The sequence below is a fragment of the Trujillonella endophytica genome (assembly GCF_900110555.1).
GTDB classification, from domain to species: Bacteria; Actinomycetota; Actinomycetes; order Mycobacteriales; family Geodermatophilaceae; genus Trujillonella; species Trujillonella endophytica.
This window is the reverse complement of record NZ_FOEE01000018.1, coordinates 70,284-87,354: the sequence shown is the minus strand read 5'-3', so window position 1 is coordinate 87,354 and position 17,071 is coordinate 70,284. Positions and strand designations below refer to the sequence as shown.

General features: G+C 76.5%; 19 protein-coding genes and 1 riboswitch. Of the genes, 8 read left to right on the top strand and 11 right to left on the bottom strand.

Translation table 11 applies throughout. The features are described from left to right. Positions 1-329: 329 nt before the first annotated feature. The 6 genes from BMY88_RS21170 to BMY88_RS23985 all read right to left on the bottom strand — a co-directional run bounded on the left by BMY88_RS21170 (position 330) and on the right by BMY88_RS23985 (position 6,123). A complete protein-coding gene (locus BMY88_RS21170) occupies positions 330-1,037 on the bottom strand; it encodes an HAD family hydrolase (RefSeq protein ID WP_091948628.1) in 708 nt (235 codons plus the stop codon). Continuing rightward, positions 1,034-2,185, bottom strand: coding sequence for a non-hydrolyzing UDP-N-acetylglucosamine 2-epimerase (gene wecB / locus BMY88_RS21165; protein WP_091948571.1), 1,152 nt, complete (start codon positions 2,183-2,185; stop codon positions 1,034-1,036). Before wecB ends, BMY88_RS21170 begins: the two co-directional genes overlap by 4 nt. Then, positions 2,182-3,231 (bottom strand): ATP-grasp domain-containing protein, encoded by a 1,050-nt coding sequence (locus tag BMY88_RS21160; RefSeq protein ID WP_091948568.1) that lies wholly within the window; start codon positions 3,229-3,231, stop codon positions 2,182-2,184. Before BMY88_RS21160 ends, wecB begins: the two co-directional genes overlap by 4 nt. Beyond that, entirely contained in the window at positions 3,228-4,442 is a 1,215-nt protein-coding gene (locus BMY88_RS21155; protein WP_091948565.1) for an exosortase/archaeosortase family protein, read from the bottom strand. The genes BMY88_RS21160 and BMY88_RS21155 overlap by 4 nt, the downstream gene beginning before the upstream one ends. Further along, positions 4,439-5,884, bottom strand: a complete 1,446-nt coding sequence (locus tag BMY88_RS21150; RefSeq protein ID WP_091948563.1) for a glycosyltransferase family 2 protein — start codon at positions 5,882-5,884, stop codon at positions 4,439-4,441. The genes BMY88_RS21155 and BMY88_RS21150 overlap by 4 nt, the downstream gene beginning before the upstream one ends. 83 nt (positions 5,885-5,967) lie before the next feature. After that, positions 5,968-6,123 (bottom strand): hypothetical protein, encoded by a 156-nt coding sequence (locus BMY88_RS23985; RefSeq protein WP_170861222.1) that lies wholly within the window; start codon positions 6,121-6,123, stop codon positions 5,968-5,970. 61 nt (positions 6,124-6,184) lie between these two features. Here BMY88_RS23985 and yczR point away from each other — a divergent pair, with 61 nt between their 5' ends. The 6 genes from yczR (at position 6,185) to BMY88_RS21120 (ending at position 11,529) form a co-directional block, all read left to right on the top strand. Continuing rightward, complete coding sequence (gene yczR, locus BMY88_RS21145; protein WP_091948625.1) at positions 6,185-7,633, top strand: MocR-like transcription factor YczR; 1,449 nt, start codon at positions 6,185-6,187, stop codon at positions 7,631-7,633. Positions 7,634-7,787: 154 nt separating this feature from the next. After that, positions 7,788-8,135, top strand: a complete 348-nt coding sequence (locus BMY88_RS21140) for an ANTAR domain-containing protein (protein WP_091948560.1) — start codon at positions 7,788-7,790, stop codon at positions 8,133-8,135. 47 nt (positions 8,136-8,182) lie between these two features. Further along, positions 8,183-8,848 carry a lysophospholipid acyltransferase family protein gene (locus tag BMY88_RS21135; protein ID WP_170861221.1) on the top strand — a complete coding sequence of 222 codons (666 nt, stop codon included), beginning with the start codon at positions 8,183-8,185 and terminating at the stop codon, positions 8,846-8,848. Then, entirely contained in the window at positions 8,845-10,365 is a 1,521-nt protein-coding gene (locus BMY88_RS21130) for a cobyric acid synthase (protein WP_091948553.1), read from the top strand. The genes BMY88_RS21135 and BMY88_RS21130 overlap by 4 nt, the downstream gene beginning before the upstream one ends. A gap of 71 nt (positions 10,366-10,436) precedes the next feature. Next, a complete protein-coding gene (locus tag BMY88_RS21125) occupies positions 10,437-11,039 on the top strand; it encodes an MSMEG_1061 family FMN-dependent PPOX-type flavoprotein (protein WP_091948549.1) in 603 nt (200 codons plus the stop codon). A 64-nt stretch (positions 11,040-11,103) separates the two neighbouring features. Then, positions 11,104-11,529, top strand: a complete 426-nt coding sequence (locus tag BMY88_RS21120) for a VOC family protein (RefSeq protein ID WP_091948546.1) — start codon at positions 11,104-11,106, stop codon at positions 11,527-11,529. Between the two features lie 36 nt (positions 11,530-11,565). On the opposite strand, the gene BMY88_RS21115 is transcribed toward BMY88_RS21120, so the two are convergent. Then, a complete protein-coding gene (locus BMY88_RS21115) occupies positions 11,566-11,763 on the bottom strand; it encodes a hypothetical protein (RefSeq protein ID WP_091948543.1) in 198 nt (65 codons plus the stop codon). A 161-nt stretch (positions 11,764-11,924) separates the two neighbouring features. Here BMY88_RS21115 and BMY88_RS21110 point away from each other — a divergent pair, with 161 nt between their 5' ends. Beyond that, positions 11,925-12,464 carry a type II toxin-antitoxin system PemK/MazF family toxin gene (locus tag BMY88_RS21110; RefSeq protein ID WP_170861220.1) on the top strand — a complete coding sequence of 180 codons (540 nt, stop codon included), beginning with the start codon at positions 11,925-11,927 and terminating at the stop codon, positions 12,462-12,464. A gap of 65 nt (positions 12,465-12,529) precedes the next feature. Here the strand turns inward: BMY88_RS21110 and BMY88_RS21105 are convergent, their stop codons facing one another. From BMY88_RS21105 to BMY88_RS21090, 4 genes are all read right to left on the bottom strand, one after another. Continuing rightward, positions 12,530-12,817, bottom strand: coding sequence for a hypothetical protein (locus BMY88_RS21105; RefSeq protein ID WP_244524833.1), 288 nt, complete (start codon positions 12,815-12,817; stop codon positions 12,530-12,532). 99 nt (positions 12,818-12,916) lie between these two features. Beyond that, positions 12,917-13,975, bottom strand: coding sequence for an AbrB family transcriptional regulator (locus BMY88_RS21100; RefSeq protein WP_091948537.1), 1,059 nt, complete (start codon positions 13,973-13,975; stop codon positions 12,917-12,919). A gap of 34 nt (positions 13,976-14,009) precedes the next feature. Continuing rightward, a complete protein-coding gene (locus BMY88_RS21095) occupies positions 14,010-14,300 on the bottom strand; it encodes a transcriptional regulator (protein ID WP_244524832.1) in 291 nt (96 codons plus the stop codon). Positions 14,301-14,302: 2 nt separating this feature from the next. Next, entirely contained in the window at positions 14,303-14,752 is a 450-nt protein-coding gene (locus BMY88_RS21090; protein WP_091948531.1) for a hypothetical protein, read from the bottom strand. 78 nt (positions 14,753-14,830) lie between these two features. Further along, positions 14,831-15,003: riboswitch (cobalamin riboswitch) on the top strand. A gap of 49 nt (positions 15,004-15,052) precedes the next feature. Between BMY88_RS21090 and BMY88_RS21085 the strand changes: the two genes are divergently transcribed. Continuing rightward, positions 15,053-17,071, top strand: coding sequence for a putative cobaltochelatase (locus tag BMY88_RS21085; RefSeq protein ID WP_091948528.1), 2,019 nt, complete (start codon positions 15,053-15,055; stop codon positions 17,069-17,071).

Below are 17,071 nucleotides of genomic sequence, written 5' to 3'. Positions count from 1 at the left end.
CCGGTGCCGTCGATCGCAGCCGCGTGGTGGGTCCGGCCGTGGGTGTCCACGCCGCCGAAGACATCCAGCCCCGTACTCGCCATGATGGTCATCGCCGTCCTTGTCGCTCGCACCGATGAGACGGCACGCACCGAGCCGGACGAGGCGGACAGGACAGTGATGGGCGCCTCTTGCACAGGCTCCTATGAGGTCACGGACGTCCCGCCCGGTGACGTGCAGGGACGGGGCCACCCCCACACGGCCGACACATCCCACAGCAGGACAGCAAGGCGTCGGTCAGGCGGAGAGTCAGACCACCAGGGGTGACCCCGTCCTCTCCATCCTCACTGTCAGGCGGGGACAGCGGCCAGCAGGTCCAGGGCCAGCCGTGCGGCGGCCGGGAACGAGTCGACGACCGCCATGGCCTGCGGCTCGTCCGCAGCGGTGGCGTACTCCCCCTGCCGGATGCGGATCGCCCGGGCTCCCACCGCGGCGGCCACCGCGACGTCCTTGCCCGGGCGGTCGCCGATGACCAGGAGCCGGTCGGCGGGGACGCCGAGGGTCCCGGCGAGCGCGAGCAGGCCGGCCGGTGCGGGCTTGCGGGCGGCGCGGCCCCCGAGCGTGTCGGTCACGAGGACGACCGGCAGCAGCGGGCCCAGCCCCGTGGCGGCCAGCTTGGCGGCCTGGATGACCGGGTTGCCGTCGGTGAGGCAGGCCAGGGGCGCCGCGGCGGCGAGCGACTGCAATGCCTCGGGGACGCCGGGGTAGGGCGTCAGCCGCACCGGCTCGTGCCGGGTGAACGCGGCGACCAGCGCCGGCACCAGGTCGGGCAGGTTCCCGGCCGGGACCCCGGCAGCCAGCAGCGCCCGGTCGATGGTGCCGCCGGCGTCCGACGCGGCGGCGAGCTCGCGGACGAGGGCGGCGTGCACGCGGTCGCCGTCCAGCCCCGCGGCGGACGCCGCCGCCCCGACGGCGACCGCCGCGCCGGCCAGGTAGTCCGCCTGCGGATAGAGGGTGTCGTCGAGGTCGACGACGACGCCCAGCGGCGGCCGGGTCACCACGGCAGCCGGCCGTCGGTGAAGTCGGGCTCCTCGATCGCGAGCAGGGCGTCGGTGGCGGGGTCGCCGAGGATCGCGGCGACCTGCGGGCCGGTCGTGCCGTCCCCGTACGGGCAGGGCAGGGCCGCGGCGCGGGCCTGGGCCTCCGGGGTGGTGTGCCGGGCGGCGGCGGCGAGCACCGCGTCGGCGGCGGTGTCGTCGGCCAGGCCGGCCAGGGTGGTGGTGCCGGCCTCCACGCCCTCCCAGCGCGGCGTCGACCCGCGCAGGACGACGACGGGCACGCCGAGGTAGGCGGCCTCCTCCTGGATGCCGCCGGAGTCGGTCACCGCGAGCCGGGCGGAGGCGAGCGCGGCGAGCAGCTCGTCGTAGCCGATCGGCCCGCTCAGCGTGATGCCCGGGGCGTCCAGCTCGGCGTCCAGGCCGGTGGCGGCCAGCCGGGCGGCGGTCCGCGGGTGCACCGGGAAGGTCACCGGGCCGACCTGCTCGGCCAGCGACCGGACGATGCCGACGAGCCGCTTGAGCCGCACCGGGTCGTCGACGTTGGTGGGCCGGTGCGCCGTCACCAGGACGCCGCGCCGCTCGGCCACCGGCACGGCGCGCACGCCGCGCGCCACGAGGGTGTCGACCACGGGGTTGCCGACGACGAACACCCGCTCGGCGGGCACCCCCTCGGCCGCGAGGAACGCCGCGGCGCGCCGGGTCGGGGCCAGGTGCAGGGCCGCGACGGCCGCGGCGACCCGCCGGTTGACCTCCTCCACGCTGCGCGGGTTGAGGCTGCGCAGGCCGGCCTCCAGGTGCGCGAACGGCACGCCGGCCCCCCGGGCGGCGAGCGCGTAGGCGGGCACGGTGTTGGTGTCGCCGAGGGCCAAGACGACGTCGGGCCGGAAGCGGGCGACCGCGCGGGCGGCGTCGGCGTGCAGCGCGCCCAGCCGGTTCTCCGGCCCGTCGGTCGGCAGGGCGAAGCGCAGCGTCGGCGCCAGCCCGAGGGTCTCCTGGAGCTCGGTGGAGAGCGCGGGATCGGTGTGCTGGCCGGTGTCGACGACGTCCACCCGGTGCCCGGCGGCGGTGAGAGCCGCGACGACGGGGGCGAGCTTGACCACCTCGGGGCGGGTGCCGAACGGCACCAGGACCGACCGGACGCGGCTCATGCCCGCACCGCCGTCGCCACGCTGGGGTCGGCCACGGGGCTGCCGTCCGCGGCGGTGAAGACCTCGGCGAAGTAGCGCCGCATGCTCACGCCGGGGGTGAACCACAGGTGCCCGAGCCGGCGCTCCGGCTCCCGGATACCGGTCAGGTAGGCGCCGACGACGTCCGCTCCGGCCGCCAGCGTCAGCGGCAGGCCGCCGGAGAACCGGGGGTTGATCTCGACCACGGTGGCGCTGCCGTCGCCGGTGACGAAGCCCTGCACGTTGGCGGGGCCGGTCAGCCCCACGGCCTCCAGCGCGCTGGCGACGACGTCGGTGACCGCGGTGGAGTCGAAGGTGCTGCCCTTGGTCGAGATGCCGGCGCGGGTCTCCTCGCGCCACCGCGGGACGACGGTGAGCAGCTCGCCGGTGCGCGCCACGAGGGCGTCGGCGGTGAACTCGCGCCCGACCAGCCGGGTCTGGGCGATCAGCGACCCGTCCGTGCGGAGGGCCTCGACCACGGCCGAGCGCCGGTCGAGCAGGTGCACGCCGCGGCTGCCGCGGCCCGCGCGCGGCTTGACCACCCAGGGGCCGGGCACCTCGACCATCCCGGCGGGGGTGTCGGTCGTCGGGGGGTGCGGCACGCCCGCCGCCCGCATCGCCCGGGCGAAGGCGGCCTTGTCGCAGCACACGGCCACGCCCGCCGGGTCCGACAGCCAGGTGGCGACGCCGGCCGCGGCCAGCCGGGCGGCGCCTGCGGCGAGCGCCGGCAATTCCTCGGCGACGGTCGGGACCAGGGCATCGGCGCCGTGCGCCGCGGCGACGCCGATCAGGGCGTCGATGAAGTGGGGGTGGTCCGCGCGCGGCAGCAGCACGCCGACGTCGGCCAGCGCGCAGCCGGTGGCCCGCGGGTCGGCGTCGGCCGCGACCACCCGGTGCCCGAGGGCCATGAGCCGGCGGACGACGGCGATGCCGGCCGGTCCGCCGGCCCCGGTCACGAGGACCGACGGCGCGGAGCGCGGGACGGGAGCACCGGCGGACGCCGGTCGCGCGTCGAGGGTCGAGGTCACCGGGGCGTCTCCTCCGAGGCGGGTGGTGCGGTGGGACGGGCGAAGCTCAGCTGCCGCTGCGGGGCGCGGCCGGACCGGCCGGCTGCGGGCGGCGGTCGTGGTGGGACGGCCATGCGGGCGACCGCCGAGATCCGGGTGGTGGCGCCGTCGGCCGCCGCCTCGGTCTCCTCGGGCAGCGCGACGTCGTCGTCGACGTGCTCGTCCGGGCGGCGGGCCAGCATCCAGCCGCGGGCCCACAGCCGCAGGGACGCCACGCGGTGGTTGGTGATCGGCTCCCACTGGCGCGCCGCGACCGCCAGTGCGAGGCAGTCCAGGACCAGCGGGTCCTCCTCGTAGGTGGCCACGGCGACCAGCGAGGCGGTGTGCGCGCCCAGGCCGTCCGCGGCGAGCTCCCGGATGCGCGCCATGCGGGCCTCGGCCGGCAGGTGCCCGATGCGGTAGTCGATGCGGCCGCTCTCCCGCCGGGCGGCCAGCCGCTGGGAGAACCACCGGGGATAGACGTAGCGGTGCAGGAGCCCGGTGAGCGTCGTGCGCCGGGCCGCCGCCTCCTGGGCCGACTCGCCCTCGAGCATCCGGTAGCCCAGCCCCGGGCGGGCCCAGGTGTCGGGCCGGCGGGCGGTGTGCCGGCCGTCGACGTCCTGCTCGGCCCGCTCCAGCGCCGGCAGGGTCACCCACACCATCAGGAGGAAGCCGCCGAGGGTGGCGGCGAGGTTCCACAGCGTGCCGACCCAGTCGTGGAAGAGGACCAGCGCCCCGTCGCCCCACCACATGCCGGCCAGCGCCGACAGCAGCAGGCGCAGGTGGTTGAGCACGAGGAGCACGGTGACGGCGAACAGCAGGCCGCCGAGCGCGTGCAGCTTGCGGCCGCGCAGCACGGCCACGGTGAGGGCGGTCAGGCCGAGCACCGAGAGGATCGACGAGCACGACGGCGTGACGACGGCGTCGATGATCGGGGCGCCCTCGGGGAACAGCAGGACGTGCCCCGGAAGCACGTTCGAGGCCTGCCCGGGGTAGATCCAGGACATGACCTGGCCGAGGACCGTCGCCTCGAACTCCCGCAGCGGATCGGTCAGGTAGCGGAAGCCGACCAGGCAGATCGCGGCGGCGACCACCAGGTCCAGCGCGACCGGCAGCAGCCGCCGGCCGCTCCCCCGCCGGATGAGGCCGGGCCGGCGGGTCGGGCGCGGGTGGAGCTCGACCGCCGCCGTCATCGGCCCCCCACCTCACTTGCGTGCTCGGCGGCGAACGTGCGCGGCCGCCCGGCGACCGGGGTCGGCACGGGCGCGCGCTCCGAGAGGGCGGAGGGCTGCGGCGAGGGCGCCGGGCGGACCGTGGAGGTGGCCCCCGAGCGCGACGTCTTCACCCACGAGTACGGGCGGCCGAGCATCCCGTCGACGTAGGCCCGGCTGGTGATCCAGATGGACAGGGCGAACGCCGGCAGGAAGCCCAGCAGCCGCCAGGCGGAGCGGCGCTCGACCCGGCCGATGAGCAGGCCCACGGAGAGCTCGGCGAGCGGGCCGACGAACAGCAGCATCGACAGCGGCAGCACCGCGACCGCGGGCAGGTCGCCGATGCCGAACACGCGCAGCACGGTGAGCAGCACGCCGATGCCGCTGAGCACGGGCACGTGGTAGACGAGCAGGAACAGCGTCGTCTCGAACTTCTCCAGCAGCGAGAGGTACGGCGAGCGCATGAGCGGCCGCCAGTAGTCGCGCAGGCACTTCTGGTGGCCGCGGGCCCAGCGGTAGCGCTGCTTCCAGAAGCGCTGGGCGGTGACCACCGCCTCCTCGTAGTCGATCGCCGAGACGTCGTAGCGGACCCGCTGGCCGGCCATCAGGATCCGCAGCGTGAGGTCGGTGTCCTCGGTGACGGTCTCGGGGTTCCAGCCGCCGAGCGCGCGCAGCGTCGACATCCGGACGGCGCAGTTGGCCCCGCCGTAGGCCGGCAGCTCGAACAGGGCCTGCCGGCCGTACTCGTTGACCAGGTAGCCGGACAGGTAGTCGACGAACACCGTCCCGGCCATGTGCGAGTCCTTGCCGTTGCGGATCACGCACCGGCCCATGACCGCCCCGACGGAGGGGTCGCGGAAGTGCCGGACCAGCCGGCGCAGGGCCGTCGGCTCGGGCTCGTGGTCGGCGTCGAACACGAGCACGACCTCGGCGTCGACCAGCTCGAGCGCGTCGTTGAGGGCGCCGGACTTGCCGCCGCCGGAGCCGACCGCGCGGTGCAGGACCCTCAGCCGCGGCTCGATCGCCGCCCACGCGTCGAGCTTGGCGCCGGTCGCGTCGTCCGAGCCGTCGTCGACGACGACGAGGGTGATCCGGTCGGCCGGGTAGTCCAGCGCGAGCAGCGCCGTGACCATCCCGTCGACGACGAGCTCCTCGTTCTTGCAGCCGACGAACACCGCCACCTGCGGGACGTAGTCGTCCAGGCCGACGTCGGCGGCCAGCAGGTCACGCTCGGCCCAGCGGGCGGCGGCGACGGCGAAGGCGAGGTGCCGGCAGAAGTAGATGCCGAAGACGATGTTCAGCGCGCCCGCGAGGACGCCGAGCACCGGATCGATGCCGAAGGCCAGCGCGGAGCCGGTGAGGGCCACGGCGTAGGCGACGAGCACCCACGGGCGCCCCTCGGGCCGTGCGCTGCCGTGGACCACCGACTTCTCCTCCGGACGCGGGCACGCGTGCGACGGAGCAGACGCTCCACCTCATCGCTGCATCGGCATCCCCGGCGCCCACCTCAAGCGGAAAAGAACCCGGCCGGGTCCACGCGGGCGTGGCTGGCGGGCGGGTCCCCCGGGCCGCGGCCGCCGCGCACGGCGACCACCAGCGTGGTCACGGCGAGCGCGCCGACGGCGAGCAAGAACAGCAGGACGAGGATGCCACCGAGAGTCATGACGGCAGCGTGACACCGAGTGGACTGGTCTTTTCGAGTCCACTACGGCATGGTGGCCTGCATGCCACTGCCGACTGAGCAGTCCACTCCCGCGCAGGAGCTGGCCACGCTGGTGGAATCGCTGGCGGCCGCGCCCGGGCCGCGCTACGCCGCGCTCGCCCGCCGGATCGTGGAGCTCCTCACCACCGGCCGGCTCCCGGTGGGCAGCCGGCTGCCCGCCGAGCGGGAGCTCGCGACCGCCCTCGGCCTCTCCCGGGTCACCGTCGCCTCCGCCTACCGCGAGCTGCGCGCGACCGGGCACGCCACCACCCGGCACGGCTCCGGCACCGTGGCCGAGCTCCCCGACGCCGGCACCGCGTGGGGTGCGCCCAGCACCGATCCGAGCGTCCTCGACCTGGCGCACGCCGCGCTCGAGGCGGCACCGCAGCTGATTCCCGCCTACCGGGAGGCGCTGACGCTCCTCCCCGCGGTCGCGGCCGGACACGGGTACGCGACCGGCGGCCTGCCGGAGCTGCGGGCCGCGATCGCCGACCGGTACACCGCGCACGGGCTGCCCACCGACCCCGACCAGGTGCTGGTCACCGCGGGCACCGGCGACGCCACCGACGTCGTCCTGGAGACCCTGCTGCAGCCGGGGGACCGGGTGCTGGTCGAGCACCCCACGTACCCGGGCGCGCTGGGCGCCGTGGAGGCGCACGGCGGGCGGTGCCTGCCCGTGCCGCTGGACGCCGACGACCCCGACGCCCTGATCGCCGCCGCCCACCTGGCGGCCCGGCAGAGCAGCCCGCGGCTGGCCTTCCTCATGCCCGACTTCTCCAATCCCACCGGCGCGCGGCTGACCGCGGCCGGGCGGCGCCGCCTGGCCGCGACGCTGTGGCAGCAGGGCGTGCTCACCGTCGTCGACGAGGTCAGCGCGGAGCTGTACCTGGACGGCGGGCCGCTGCCCCCGTTCGCCGCGGGCCTGCCCGACGCCGCCGCGGTGACGGTGAGCGGGTTGTCGAAGGCGGTCTGGGGCGGCCTGCGCATCGGCTGGGCGCGGGCCGACGCCGCCCTGGTGACCCAGCTCGGCGACGTGCTGCGGCGGCGCCAGATGTCGGTGGGCGCGCTGGACCAGCTGGCCGCGACCGCGCTCGTCCGCGACCTGGACGCCGTCCTCGACCAGCGCCGGGCCACGCTGCGCGAGCGCCGGGACCTGCTGCGTGCGGAGCTGGCCCGCCGGCTGCCCGACTGGACCGTCCCCTGCCCGGCCGGGGGCCTGTCGCTGTGGTGCACGCTGCCGCCGGGCGTGGGGTCGGCGGCGCTGACCGCCGCGGCGGCGCCGCTGGGGCTGCTCCTCGCCGAGGGCCGGGCGTTCGGCACGGGTCACGCGTTCGACGACCACCTGCGGCTGCCGTTCACCCTGCCCCCCGACCAGTTGCTCCGGGCGGTCGAGCTCCTCGTGCAGGCCGAGGCCGCGGTACGCGGCGGCGGCGACCGGACCGCGCCGCCGCGGCGGCTCGCCGTCGTCTGACGGGGCTGCGCTGCGGCTGCGCCCGCGGGCCGGAGTGGTTACCGTTCAGGAGGCGGCCCGCCGTGTCCGGGCAGCCGCCCTCCGCCCTGGTCGAGCACACGGCCGTGCGGGGTCCGTCGCCGAGATCCTCGGCGGTCCGACAGCGGAGCACGGCATGACCACCATCCCCGCCCCACCCCTTCCCCGGCGCCGCGACGCGGTCCCGATCGGCCACGCGGACCCGTCCGACCGCCTGCACGCCCTCGAGCTCGAGGTGGCCCAGCTGCGCACGGCGATGGCCAGCCGCGCGGTCATCGAGCAGGCGAAGGGCATCGTGATGCTGATCGCCGGCTGCACCGAGCAGGTGGCGTTCGACGTCCTCACGCACATCTCGAGCACGACGCACCGCAAGGTGCGCGATCTCGCCGTGGCCATCACCGATTCCGCCTGCGGCCGCCGTCCCCTGCCGGCGGACGTGCAGGACGCCATCCGCGACGTCTGCCCCCCGAGGCGCGACGGCTGATCGGCCCGGCGGCAGGGGCCGCGCGGCCGCCCGGCAGGATGCGCGGCGTGCTCTACCTGCTCGCGAGCCTCCTGCTGCGACCGCTGGCCCGCGTCCTCCTGCGCACGCGGGTGACCGGGCGCGAGCACGTCCCCGCCTCCGGTCCGGTGATCCTCGCCAGCAACCACCTGTCGTTCATCGACAGCATGGTCATCCCGCTGTCGGCGCCGCGGCGGGTCCGCTACCTGGCCAAGGCGGAGTACTTCACGACCCCGGGCCTCGGGGGGTGGGTCACCCGCACGCTGTTCTCCGCCCTCGGCGCGCTGCCGGTCGAGCGCGAGACCTCGCGCGCGGCGCAGGCCGCCCTCGACACGGCCCTGGCGGTGCTGCACGACGGCGACGCGTTCGGCATCTACCCCGAGGGCACGCGCTCGCGCGACGGCCGGCTGGCCCGCGGCAAGACCGGGGTGGCCTGGCTGGCCCTGACCGCCGACTGCCCCGTCGTCCCGGTGGCGGTGTGCGGCACCGACCGCGTGCAGCCGATCGGCGCGACGTGGCCCCGGCCGCACCGGGTCACCGTCACCTTCGGGGAGCCGCTGACCTTCCCCGAGCACCGCGGCCGGGCCCGCAACGGCCGCGCCCGCCGTGAGGTGACCGACCGGATCATGGTGGCGATCGCGGAGCTGTCCGGGCAGGAGAAGGCCGGGTGGGGCGATCCCCGCGAGGCGGCGTGACCGGCCCGTCCCCTCGGGGCGGGGCCCTCCTGGTCGCCGGCACGACCTCCGACGCCGGGAAGTCGGTCGTCACCGCCGGGATCTGCCGGTGGCTGGCCCGCCAGGGCGTCTCCGTCGCGCCGTTCAAGGCGCAGAACATGAGCAACAACTCGATGGTCACCGCCGACGGCGCCGAGATCGGCCGGGCGCAGGTGATGCAGGCCGCCGCGGCCCGGGTGGAGCCCGAGGCGGCGATGAACCCGGTGCTGCTCAAGCCCGGCGGCGAGGACTCCAGCCAGGTGGTCGTGCTGGGCCGGCCGGTGGCCGACGTGACCGCGCTGTCCTACCGGCCGATGAAGGCCGCGCTGCTGGAGCAGGTGCTCGCCTGCCTGGCCGACCTGCGGTCGCGGTTCGACGTCGTCGTCTGCGAGGGCGCGGGCTCCCCCACCGAGATCAACCTCCGGGCCGACGACGTCGCCAACATGGGCCTGGCCACCGCGGCGGGGCTGCCCGTCGTCGTGGTCGGCGACATCGACCGCGGCGGGGTGTTCGCCGCCCTCTACGGCACGGTCGCGCTCATGCCGCCGGGCGACCAGCGCCTGGTGGCGGGCTTCCTGGTGAACAAGTTCCGCGGCGACGTCCGGCTGCTCACGCCCGGCCTCGACGAGCTGGCGCGGCTCACCGGCCGCCCCACGCTCGGCGTCCTCCCGTGGCTGCCCGGCGCCGCGCTGGACGTCGAGGACTCCCTCGGCGTGCCCACCGGCGTCTCCTCGGCCGGCCCGCCGCACGGGGAGGACGTGCTCCGGGTGTCGGTCGCGCGGCTGCCCCGGCTGTCGAACTTCACCGACCTCGACGCGCTGGCCGCCGAGCCCGGCGTCCTGGTCCGCTACGCGACCCGCCCCGAGGAGCTGGCCGACGCCGACCTCGTGGTGCTGCCGGGCACCCGGTCGACCGTCGCCGACCTGCGCTGGCTGCACGGGTCGGGCCTGGCCGACGCGGTGCTCCGCCGCGCTGCCGCGGGGCGTCCGGTGCTCGGCATCTGCGGCGGGCACCAGATGCTGGCGCGCACGATCACCGACGGGGTGGAGTCACGGGCCGGCACGGTGCCCGGGCTGGGCCTGCTGCCCACGGACGTGGTGTTCGCGGCGGAGAAGACGCTGGGCCGGCCGGTGGGGACGGCGTTCGGCCGCCCGGTGCGCGGCTACGAGATCCACCACGGGGTGGTGACGGTCGACGAGTCCGCGGAGCGCTTCCTCGACGGCGCCCGGGCGGGCTCGGTGTGGGGCACCACCTGGCACGGCGCGCTGGAGGACGACGACTTCCGCCGCGCGTTCCTCACCGAGGTGGCACGCGCGGCGGGCCGGCGCTTCGTGCCCGCGCCGGGGACCTCCTTCGCCGCCGTCCGCGAGGCCCGGCTGGACGCCCTCGGCGACCTCGTGGCCGAGCACGCGGACACCGACGCGCTGTGGCGGCTGGTCGAGTCCGGCCCGCCGGCGGGCCTGCCGCTGCTCCCACCGGGCGGCACGGGGGCGCGCTGAGGCCGGGCGCTGCGGTCGGGAGCTCCGGCCGCCGTCCGGGCGTCGGCGGTGGCTGCGGTTAACGTTTCGCCGTGAGCACCCCCACGCAGGAACCGCTGGCCGCCTATCGCGAGACCTCGAAGGTGGCCCGCGACAAGGAGATCGACCGGATCGACGTCCACTGCCGGGCGTTCATCGAGCTCTCGCCGTGGGCCACGCTCGCGACCGCGGACGCCGACGGGTGGCCCGACGTGTCGCCGCGCGGCGGCGGTCCCGGCTTCGTGAAGGTGCTCGGCGAGCACCTGCTGGCGCTGCCCGACCGGCGGGGCAACAACCGGATCGACAGCCTGCGCAACGTGGCGGCCAACCCCAAGGTCGCGCTGATGTTCCTGGTGCCCGGCATCGAGGAGACGCTGCGGGTGTTCGGAACGGCGCGGATCGTGGCGCCCGAGGCCGTCGACGTCGACCTCACCGAGTTCGACAAGCCGCCGATGTCGGTGCTGCTGATCGAGGTCGAGCGGGCGTACTTCCAGTGCGCGAAGTCGCTGATCCGTTCGGGCCTCTGGGACCCGGAGAGCTGGGGTGGCCGCGGCGACTTCGCCCCGATCGGCCAGGTCTTCCGCGACCACTGCCAGCTCCCGGCGCCGCTCCCGCCGGACGACGTCCTGCGCGCGGGCCTGCTGCCCGAGCTGTAGTCGAAGGGCTCCCTGCTCCCGGCGGGGGCCGGATCGTCGGTGGCGGGGCCTACCCTCCCCGGCCATGGCGACCGACATCCAGGTGACGATCGACAGCACACAGCCGCACACGCTCGCCGACTGGTGGGCCGAGGCCCTGGGCTGGGAGGTCGAGCCCAGCGACGAGGCCTTCATCCGCCGGATGGTGGCGGAGGGGCACGCGACCGAGGCGGAGACGACGACGCACCGGGGCGTGCTCGTGTGGCGCCTCGGGGCGGCGCTGCGCTCCCCCGACCAGGGCCGGCCGCGGGTGCTGTTCCAGCTCTCGGACGAGGAGAAGTCCGGCAAGAACCGGATGCACCTCGACCTGCACGTGGGCGCCGAGCAGCGCGAGGCCGAGGTCGCCCGGCTGGTGGCCGCGGGCGCCCGCGAGCTCTGGCGGGCGAGCCAGGGTCCGCTGGCGTGGGTGACCCTCGCCGATCCGGAGGGCAACGAGTTCTGCGTGGCCTGAGCGCCACGCGGACCCGGAGCCGCCGGGCCCGGGGGCTCAGCCGGCGACGATGTCCCGCGCCAGCCGGCGGGAGGCCACGGCCCGCTCGGCGGCGACCCTGTTCCGGTCCCGTCTGCTCCGCCGGGTGGCCCGCAGATAGCGGGCGTCCTCCACGAGCTGGAAGGCGGCCAGCACGCTGGCCTTGATCTCCCGCGGACGCAGAACCGGCGGCGGCACGGGCTCGGCCGAGGTCATGGGCCTCTCCTCTCGGGAGCGGTCCCCCGGACCGCTCCGTGACACATGGTGCCCCGCTATCGGCGTTCCGAACCAGATCCGTGACCATTTGATGCCGATGTGTCACGAGTGACACGGGGGACGGGAGTCCACCTTCCGCGCGGGCTCCGTACCGTGCGGTCATGGCCTCCCTCGGACGGCGACTCGCCGGGCTCCTGCGACCCCTCCTGGCTCCGGCGCCCCGGCCCGGGCGCGGCCGCCGCACACCCCCGCGCCCCGGCGCCCGCCCCGGCCCGGCCGCGTCGGGCGCCGTCCGGGACCTGACCGGCGATCCGGGGGACGTGGACCTCGAGTACCGGCCGCGCGACGACGGGCGCCCCGATCCGGGCGAGGTCGTCTGGGCGTGGGTGCCCTACGACGAGAACGACGGCCGGGGGAAGGACCGCCCCGTGCTCGTCCTCGGCCGGCGCGGGCGCGCGCTGCTCGGCCTGATGCTCACCAGCAAGGACCACGACCGCGACGCCGCCGACGAGGCCCGCCACGGCCGGGTGTGGATGGACGTCGGCACCGGCCGCTGGGACTCCCGCGGCCGGCCCAGCGAGGTGCGCCTGGACCGCCTGCTGCTGCTGGAGCCCGCCGACGTCCGCCGCGAGGGCGCCGCCATCGGCCGGGGCCTGTTCGACGAGGTGGTCGCCGCCGCGCGCCGCACCCAGGGCTGGTAGCGGCGCACGCGCGCCGGCCGAGTACGCCTACCGGGCGTTCGTCCTGCGCCGCGGGTGAGCGACCGTCAGCCGGCCGACTCCTCGCGGCCGCGCGAGGGCTCGGAGTCGCGCCGCTGCGCCGGGGGACGCAGGTGGTAGACGCCGGTCGAGCCGGGGAGTTCCTGCAGGTCGTAGCGGCTGACGACCTTCGGCCCGTCGTGCAGGTGCACGTGGGTCACCGTGGGCAGCGGGTCGCCGTGCCGCGCCGCCCGCACCTCGACGCGACCGTCGAGGGGGCCGCCGACGAACAACAGGACGGTGTCGTCGAGACACTCCTGCTCGGGCATCTCGCTCTCCCTCGTCGCGTCGGACACCCGGTCGAGGGTAGGCGCGTCGGGGCCGGTGAGCCGCTTCCGTGGCGCCCATCCGTGCGCGAGGGGCCGGTGGGAGCGGGCGTTTCGCGCGCGAAACGCTCAGCCGGGACGGCGGCGCAGCCAGCGGGCGATCAGCGGCGCCGCGCCGAGCATGACGAACAACCGCAGCACCTGGACGGCGAGCACGAACGTCGCGTCGGCGCCGCCGTCGGTGGCCGTGGCGAGGACGGCGTAGAGCCCGCCCGGAGTGGTCGCGAGGTAGGCGTCGAGCCGGCTCGCCCCCGTCGTCGCCGCGAGGACCAGCCCCAGTCCGGCGCTCGCCAGCACGACCCCGGCGATGACGGCCAGCGCCAGCGGCAGGGCCCGGCCGATGGCCAGCAGGCTCGTCCGGTCGAAGGTGCAGCCGACGCTGAGTCCGATCAGGACGAACGACGCCGCCCCGAGCAGCGCCGGCACCTCGGCGCCGCCGGACAGCCCCGACAGGTCGAGGGCCGCCGCGACGGCGAGCGGCCCCAGCAGCGCGGGCACCGGCACGCGCAGCACCCGCGCCAGCAGCAGCCCGGCGACCGCGCAGCCGGCCGTGAACAGGACGCCGACCAGCCAACCGGGGCCCCCGCCGTCCACCGGCACTCCGCCCCCCGACCCCGCTGACGCGCCGTAGACCGTGGTCGCGACCACCGGCATCAGCACCACGATGATGAGCACCCGCAGGTACTGCAGGACGGCGACCATCCGGTCGTCGGCGCCGAGCTCGCGGGCCATGGCCGTGATCCCGGACGCCCCGCCCGCGATCATCGCGAACGCCCCGGTCACCGGGCTGATCCCGGGCTGCAGCCGCAGCACGAGGCCGGCCAGCACGCTCAGCGCGAGCGTGCCGAGCACCACGAGCAGTACCGGCAGCCAGTCCCGGCCGAGCGCGGCCAGCGTGTCGAGGTCCACCAGCGAGCCGATCGACACCCCCAGCGTCGCCTGCGCCGCGGTGACCGCCGGCCGCGGCAGGTCCAGCCGCCGGTTCCCGGCCAGGCCGCGCACCAGGCCCGCGAGGAGCCCGCCGAACAGCGCCGCCGAGGGGAGGCCCAGCGCATCGAGGGCGAGCGAGGCGAGCACCGCACCGGCGAGAACGGCGCCGAGGTCGACCCACCGCCGCGCCGCCCTCATCGCGGTCAGTCTGCCGGGCGGGGACCGACGCCCCTCACCCGCCGCCGGTGATGCGCCGGAGCTCGGCCACGTGCGCGTCGAAGGCGCGCCGACCCTCCGGGGTCAGCGCCAGGCTGGTCCGCTGCCGGGAGGCGATGGTCGCCTTCTGCACCTTCACGTAGCCGGCCGCCTCCAGCTGCTTGACGTGCTTGGACAGCACCGAGTCGCTGACCCCCACGGCGTCGCGCGCGGCGGCGAACTCCATCGTGTCCACGACCGCGAGCAGCCCGCAGATCTGCAGCCGGGGCGGGGGGTGGATGACCGCGTCGAACCGCGGCGCCACCACCGTCACACCTCGCCCTCGCGCAGCTCGGCGGCGTAGGCCCGCCCCCAGCGCCGGCTGAGCAGGGCGACCGCGACGCCGAGCACCGCGCCGGCGACCACCATGGCCCAGCGCTGGTCGAAGCCCTCGGCCAGCACGAGCGCCGGCACCGCGACGACGAGCACCAGGACGAGCCACACCTTCATGGCCGGAGCGTCCGCGTTCACCCAGATGCCGGTCCGCCGCCGGTAGACCGCCACCAGCGCCCCGAGGCCGGCGAGGAACACGAACAGCGCCGGGAACCGCATCCACGCCGAGTCGATCACGTAGGTCGACAGGAAGCCGAACAGCAGCAGCCCGAGGGCGACGTCGTACCACCACGGCTGCAGCACCCGCTCGGCCAGCGCCGCTCGATCGGTCCGCAGCGCGGCGAGCTGGGCGGCGGCGGTCTCCCGGTCGATCCCGTGACTTTCCATGTCGGAAAGTCTGCCCCGTCACTTTCCGGTCCGTCAAGTGACGGGTGGCTGTCGGCGAGCCCCGGGTCCGTGATGTGATGTCGCCGCCACAACGACGGCAGTGGAGGAAGTCCGGTGAGATTCCGGCGCGGTCCCGCCACTGTGACCGGGGAGTCCGACCCCATGCATGCCACTGCTCTCCGGAGTGGGAAGGCAGGGGCCGGGCGCTGATCCGGGAGCCAGGAGACTCTCGCCGTCGTCCCTGCCACCTCCGGGCGTGGACACCCGGGGAGAGGACGCCGTCGTGCGCGTGTTCGCCGCGTGAGCTTTCCCTTCAGCGCCGTCGTCGGCATGGCCGACATGCGCCTGGCCCTGCTGCTCAACGCCGTCTCCCCCGCCATCGGCGGCGTGCTGGTCCGCGGCGAGAAGGGGACGGCGAAGTCGACGGCGGTGCGCGCCCTCACCGCGGTGCTGCCCCCGGTCGCCGTCGTCACCGGCTGCCGGTTCGCCTGCGACCCCGCCGCCCCCGACCCGGCCTGCCCCGACGGCCCGCACGACCCCGGCGCGCCCGCCGGCGGCCGCCCGGCCCGCCTGGTCGAGCTGCCCGTCGGCGCCTCGGAGGACCGGGTCGTCGGCTCGCTGGACCTGGAGCGGGCGCTGACCGAGGGGGTCAAGGCCTTCGAGCCCGGCCTGCTGGCCGCCGCGCACCGCGGCGTCCTCTACGTCGACGAGGTCAACCTGCTGCACGACCACCTCGTCGACCTGCTCCTCGACGCGGCCGCGATGGGCACCGCCTACGTGGAGCGCGAGGGCGTCTCGGTCCGGCACGCGGCCCGGTTCCTGCTGGTCGGGACCATGAACCCGGAGGAGGGCGAGCTGCGGCCGCAGCTGCTGGACCGGTTCGGCCTGACCGTGGAGGTCGCCGCGCCGCGCGATCCGGACGAGCGCGCCGAGGTGGTCCGCCGGCGGTTCGCCGCCGACGCCGACCCCACCGGGTTCGGCGCGGCCTGGGCGGCCGAGGAGTCGGCGCTGGCCGGTCGCATCGCCGCCGCCCGGGCGCGCCTCCCGCACGTCGTCCTCGGCGACGACGCGCTGCGCCAGGTGACCTCGGTCTGCGCGGCCTTCGACGTCGACGGACTGCGTGCCGACCTGGTGACCGCCCGCGCCGCGATCGCGCACGCCGCGTGGAGCGGGCGGGACACCGTGACCGAGGACGACGTCCGGGTCGCCGCCCGCCTCGCCCTGCCGCACCGCCGCCGGCGCAACCCCTTCGACGCCCCCGGCCTGGACGACGAGACCCTCGACCGGGCACTCGCCGACGCCCGCCCCGAGGAGCCCGAGGACCCGACCGACCCCGAGCCCACCGACCCCGGCCCGGACGGCAGCGGCCCCTCCCCCGACGGCCCCTCCCCCGACGTCGGCGGGCCCGAGGATGGCGGGAGCGGAGTCGCAGACGCGCAGGAACCGTCACCGAGCGACTCCGCTCACCCCTCCGCGCCCGCGCCCGAGCGGGGGGCCGTCGCCCCCGCGGACCCCTTCCGCGCCCGCCGGCTGGAGGTGCCCGGCATCGGCGCCGGCGCGGCCGGCCGCCGGTCGCGGGCGCGGTCCGAGCGCGGCCGGGTGGTCGGCGCGACCCGCCCCGCCGGCCCGGTCACCCGCCTGCACCTCACCGGCACGGTGCTCGCCGCCGCCCCGCACCAGCGCGCCCGCGGCCGCACCGGCCCGGGGCTGCGGATCGCCCGCGAGGACCTCCGCCAGGCCACCCTCGAGGGCCGCGAGGGCAACCTCGTGCTGTTCGTCGTCGACGCCAGCGGCTCGATGGGCTCGCAGGCGCGGATGGGCGCGGTCAAGGGCGCCGTCCTCTCCCTGCTGCTGGACGCCTACCAGCGCCGCGACAAGGTCGGGCTGATCACCTTCCGCGGCGGGGACGCGGAGCTCGCCCTGCCGCCCACCTGGTCGGTCGAGGCCGCCGCCACCCGGCTGCGCGACCTGCCCACCGGGGGCCGCACGCCGCTGGCCGCGGGGCTGCTGCGGGCGCACGAGGTCCTGCGGGTGGAACGGGTGCGCGAGCCGCAGCGCCGTCCGCTGCTGGTCGTCGTCACCGACGGGCGGGCCACCGGCGCGCGCGGCACCGATGCCCTCGGGCAGGCCGCCCGCGCGGCCGGGCTGCTGGCCGCGGCGGGAACGGCGAGCGTCGTCGTCGACTGCGAGTCCGGGCCGGTCCGCCTCGGGCTGGCGGCCACGCTCGGGGCGCACCTCGGGGCGCAGACGCTCCGGCTGGAGGAACTGGCCGCCGAGACGCTGGCCGGCACAGTGCGCGCCGTCCGAGAGGCCGCCTGA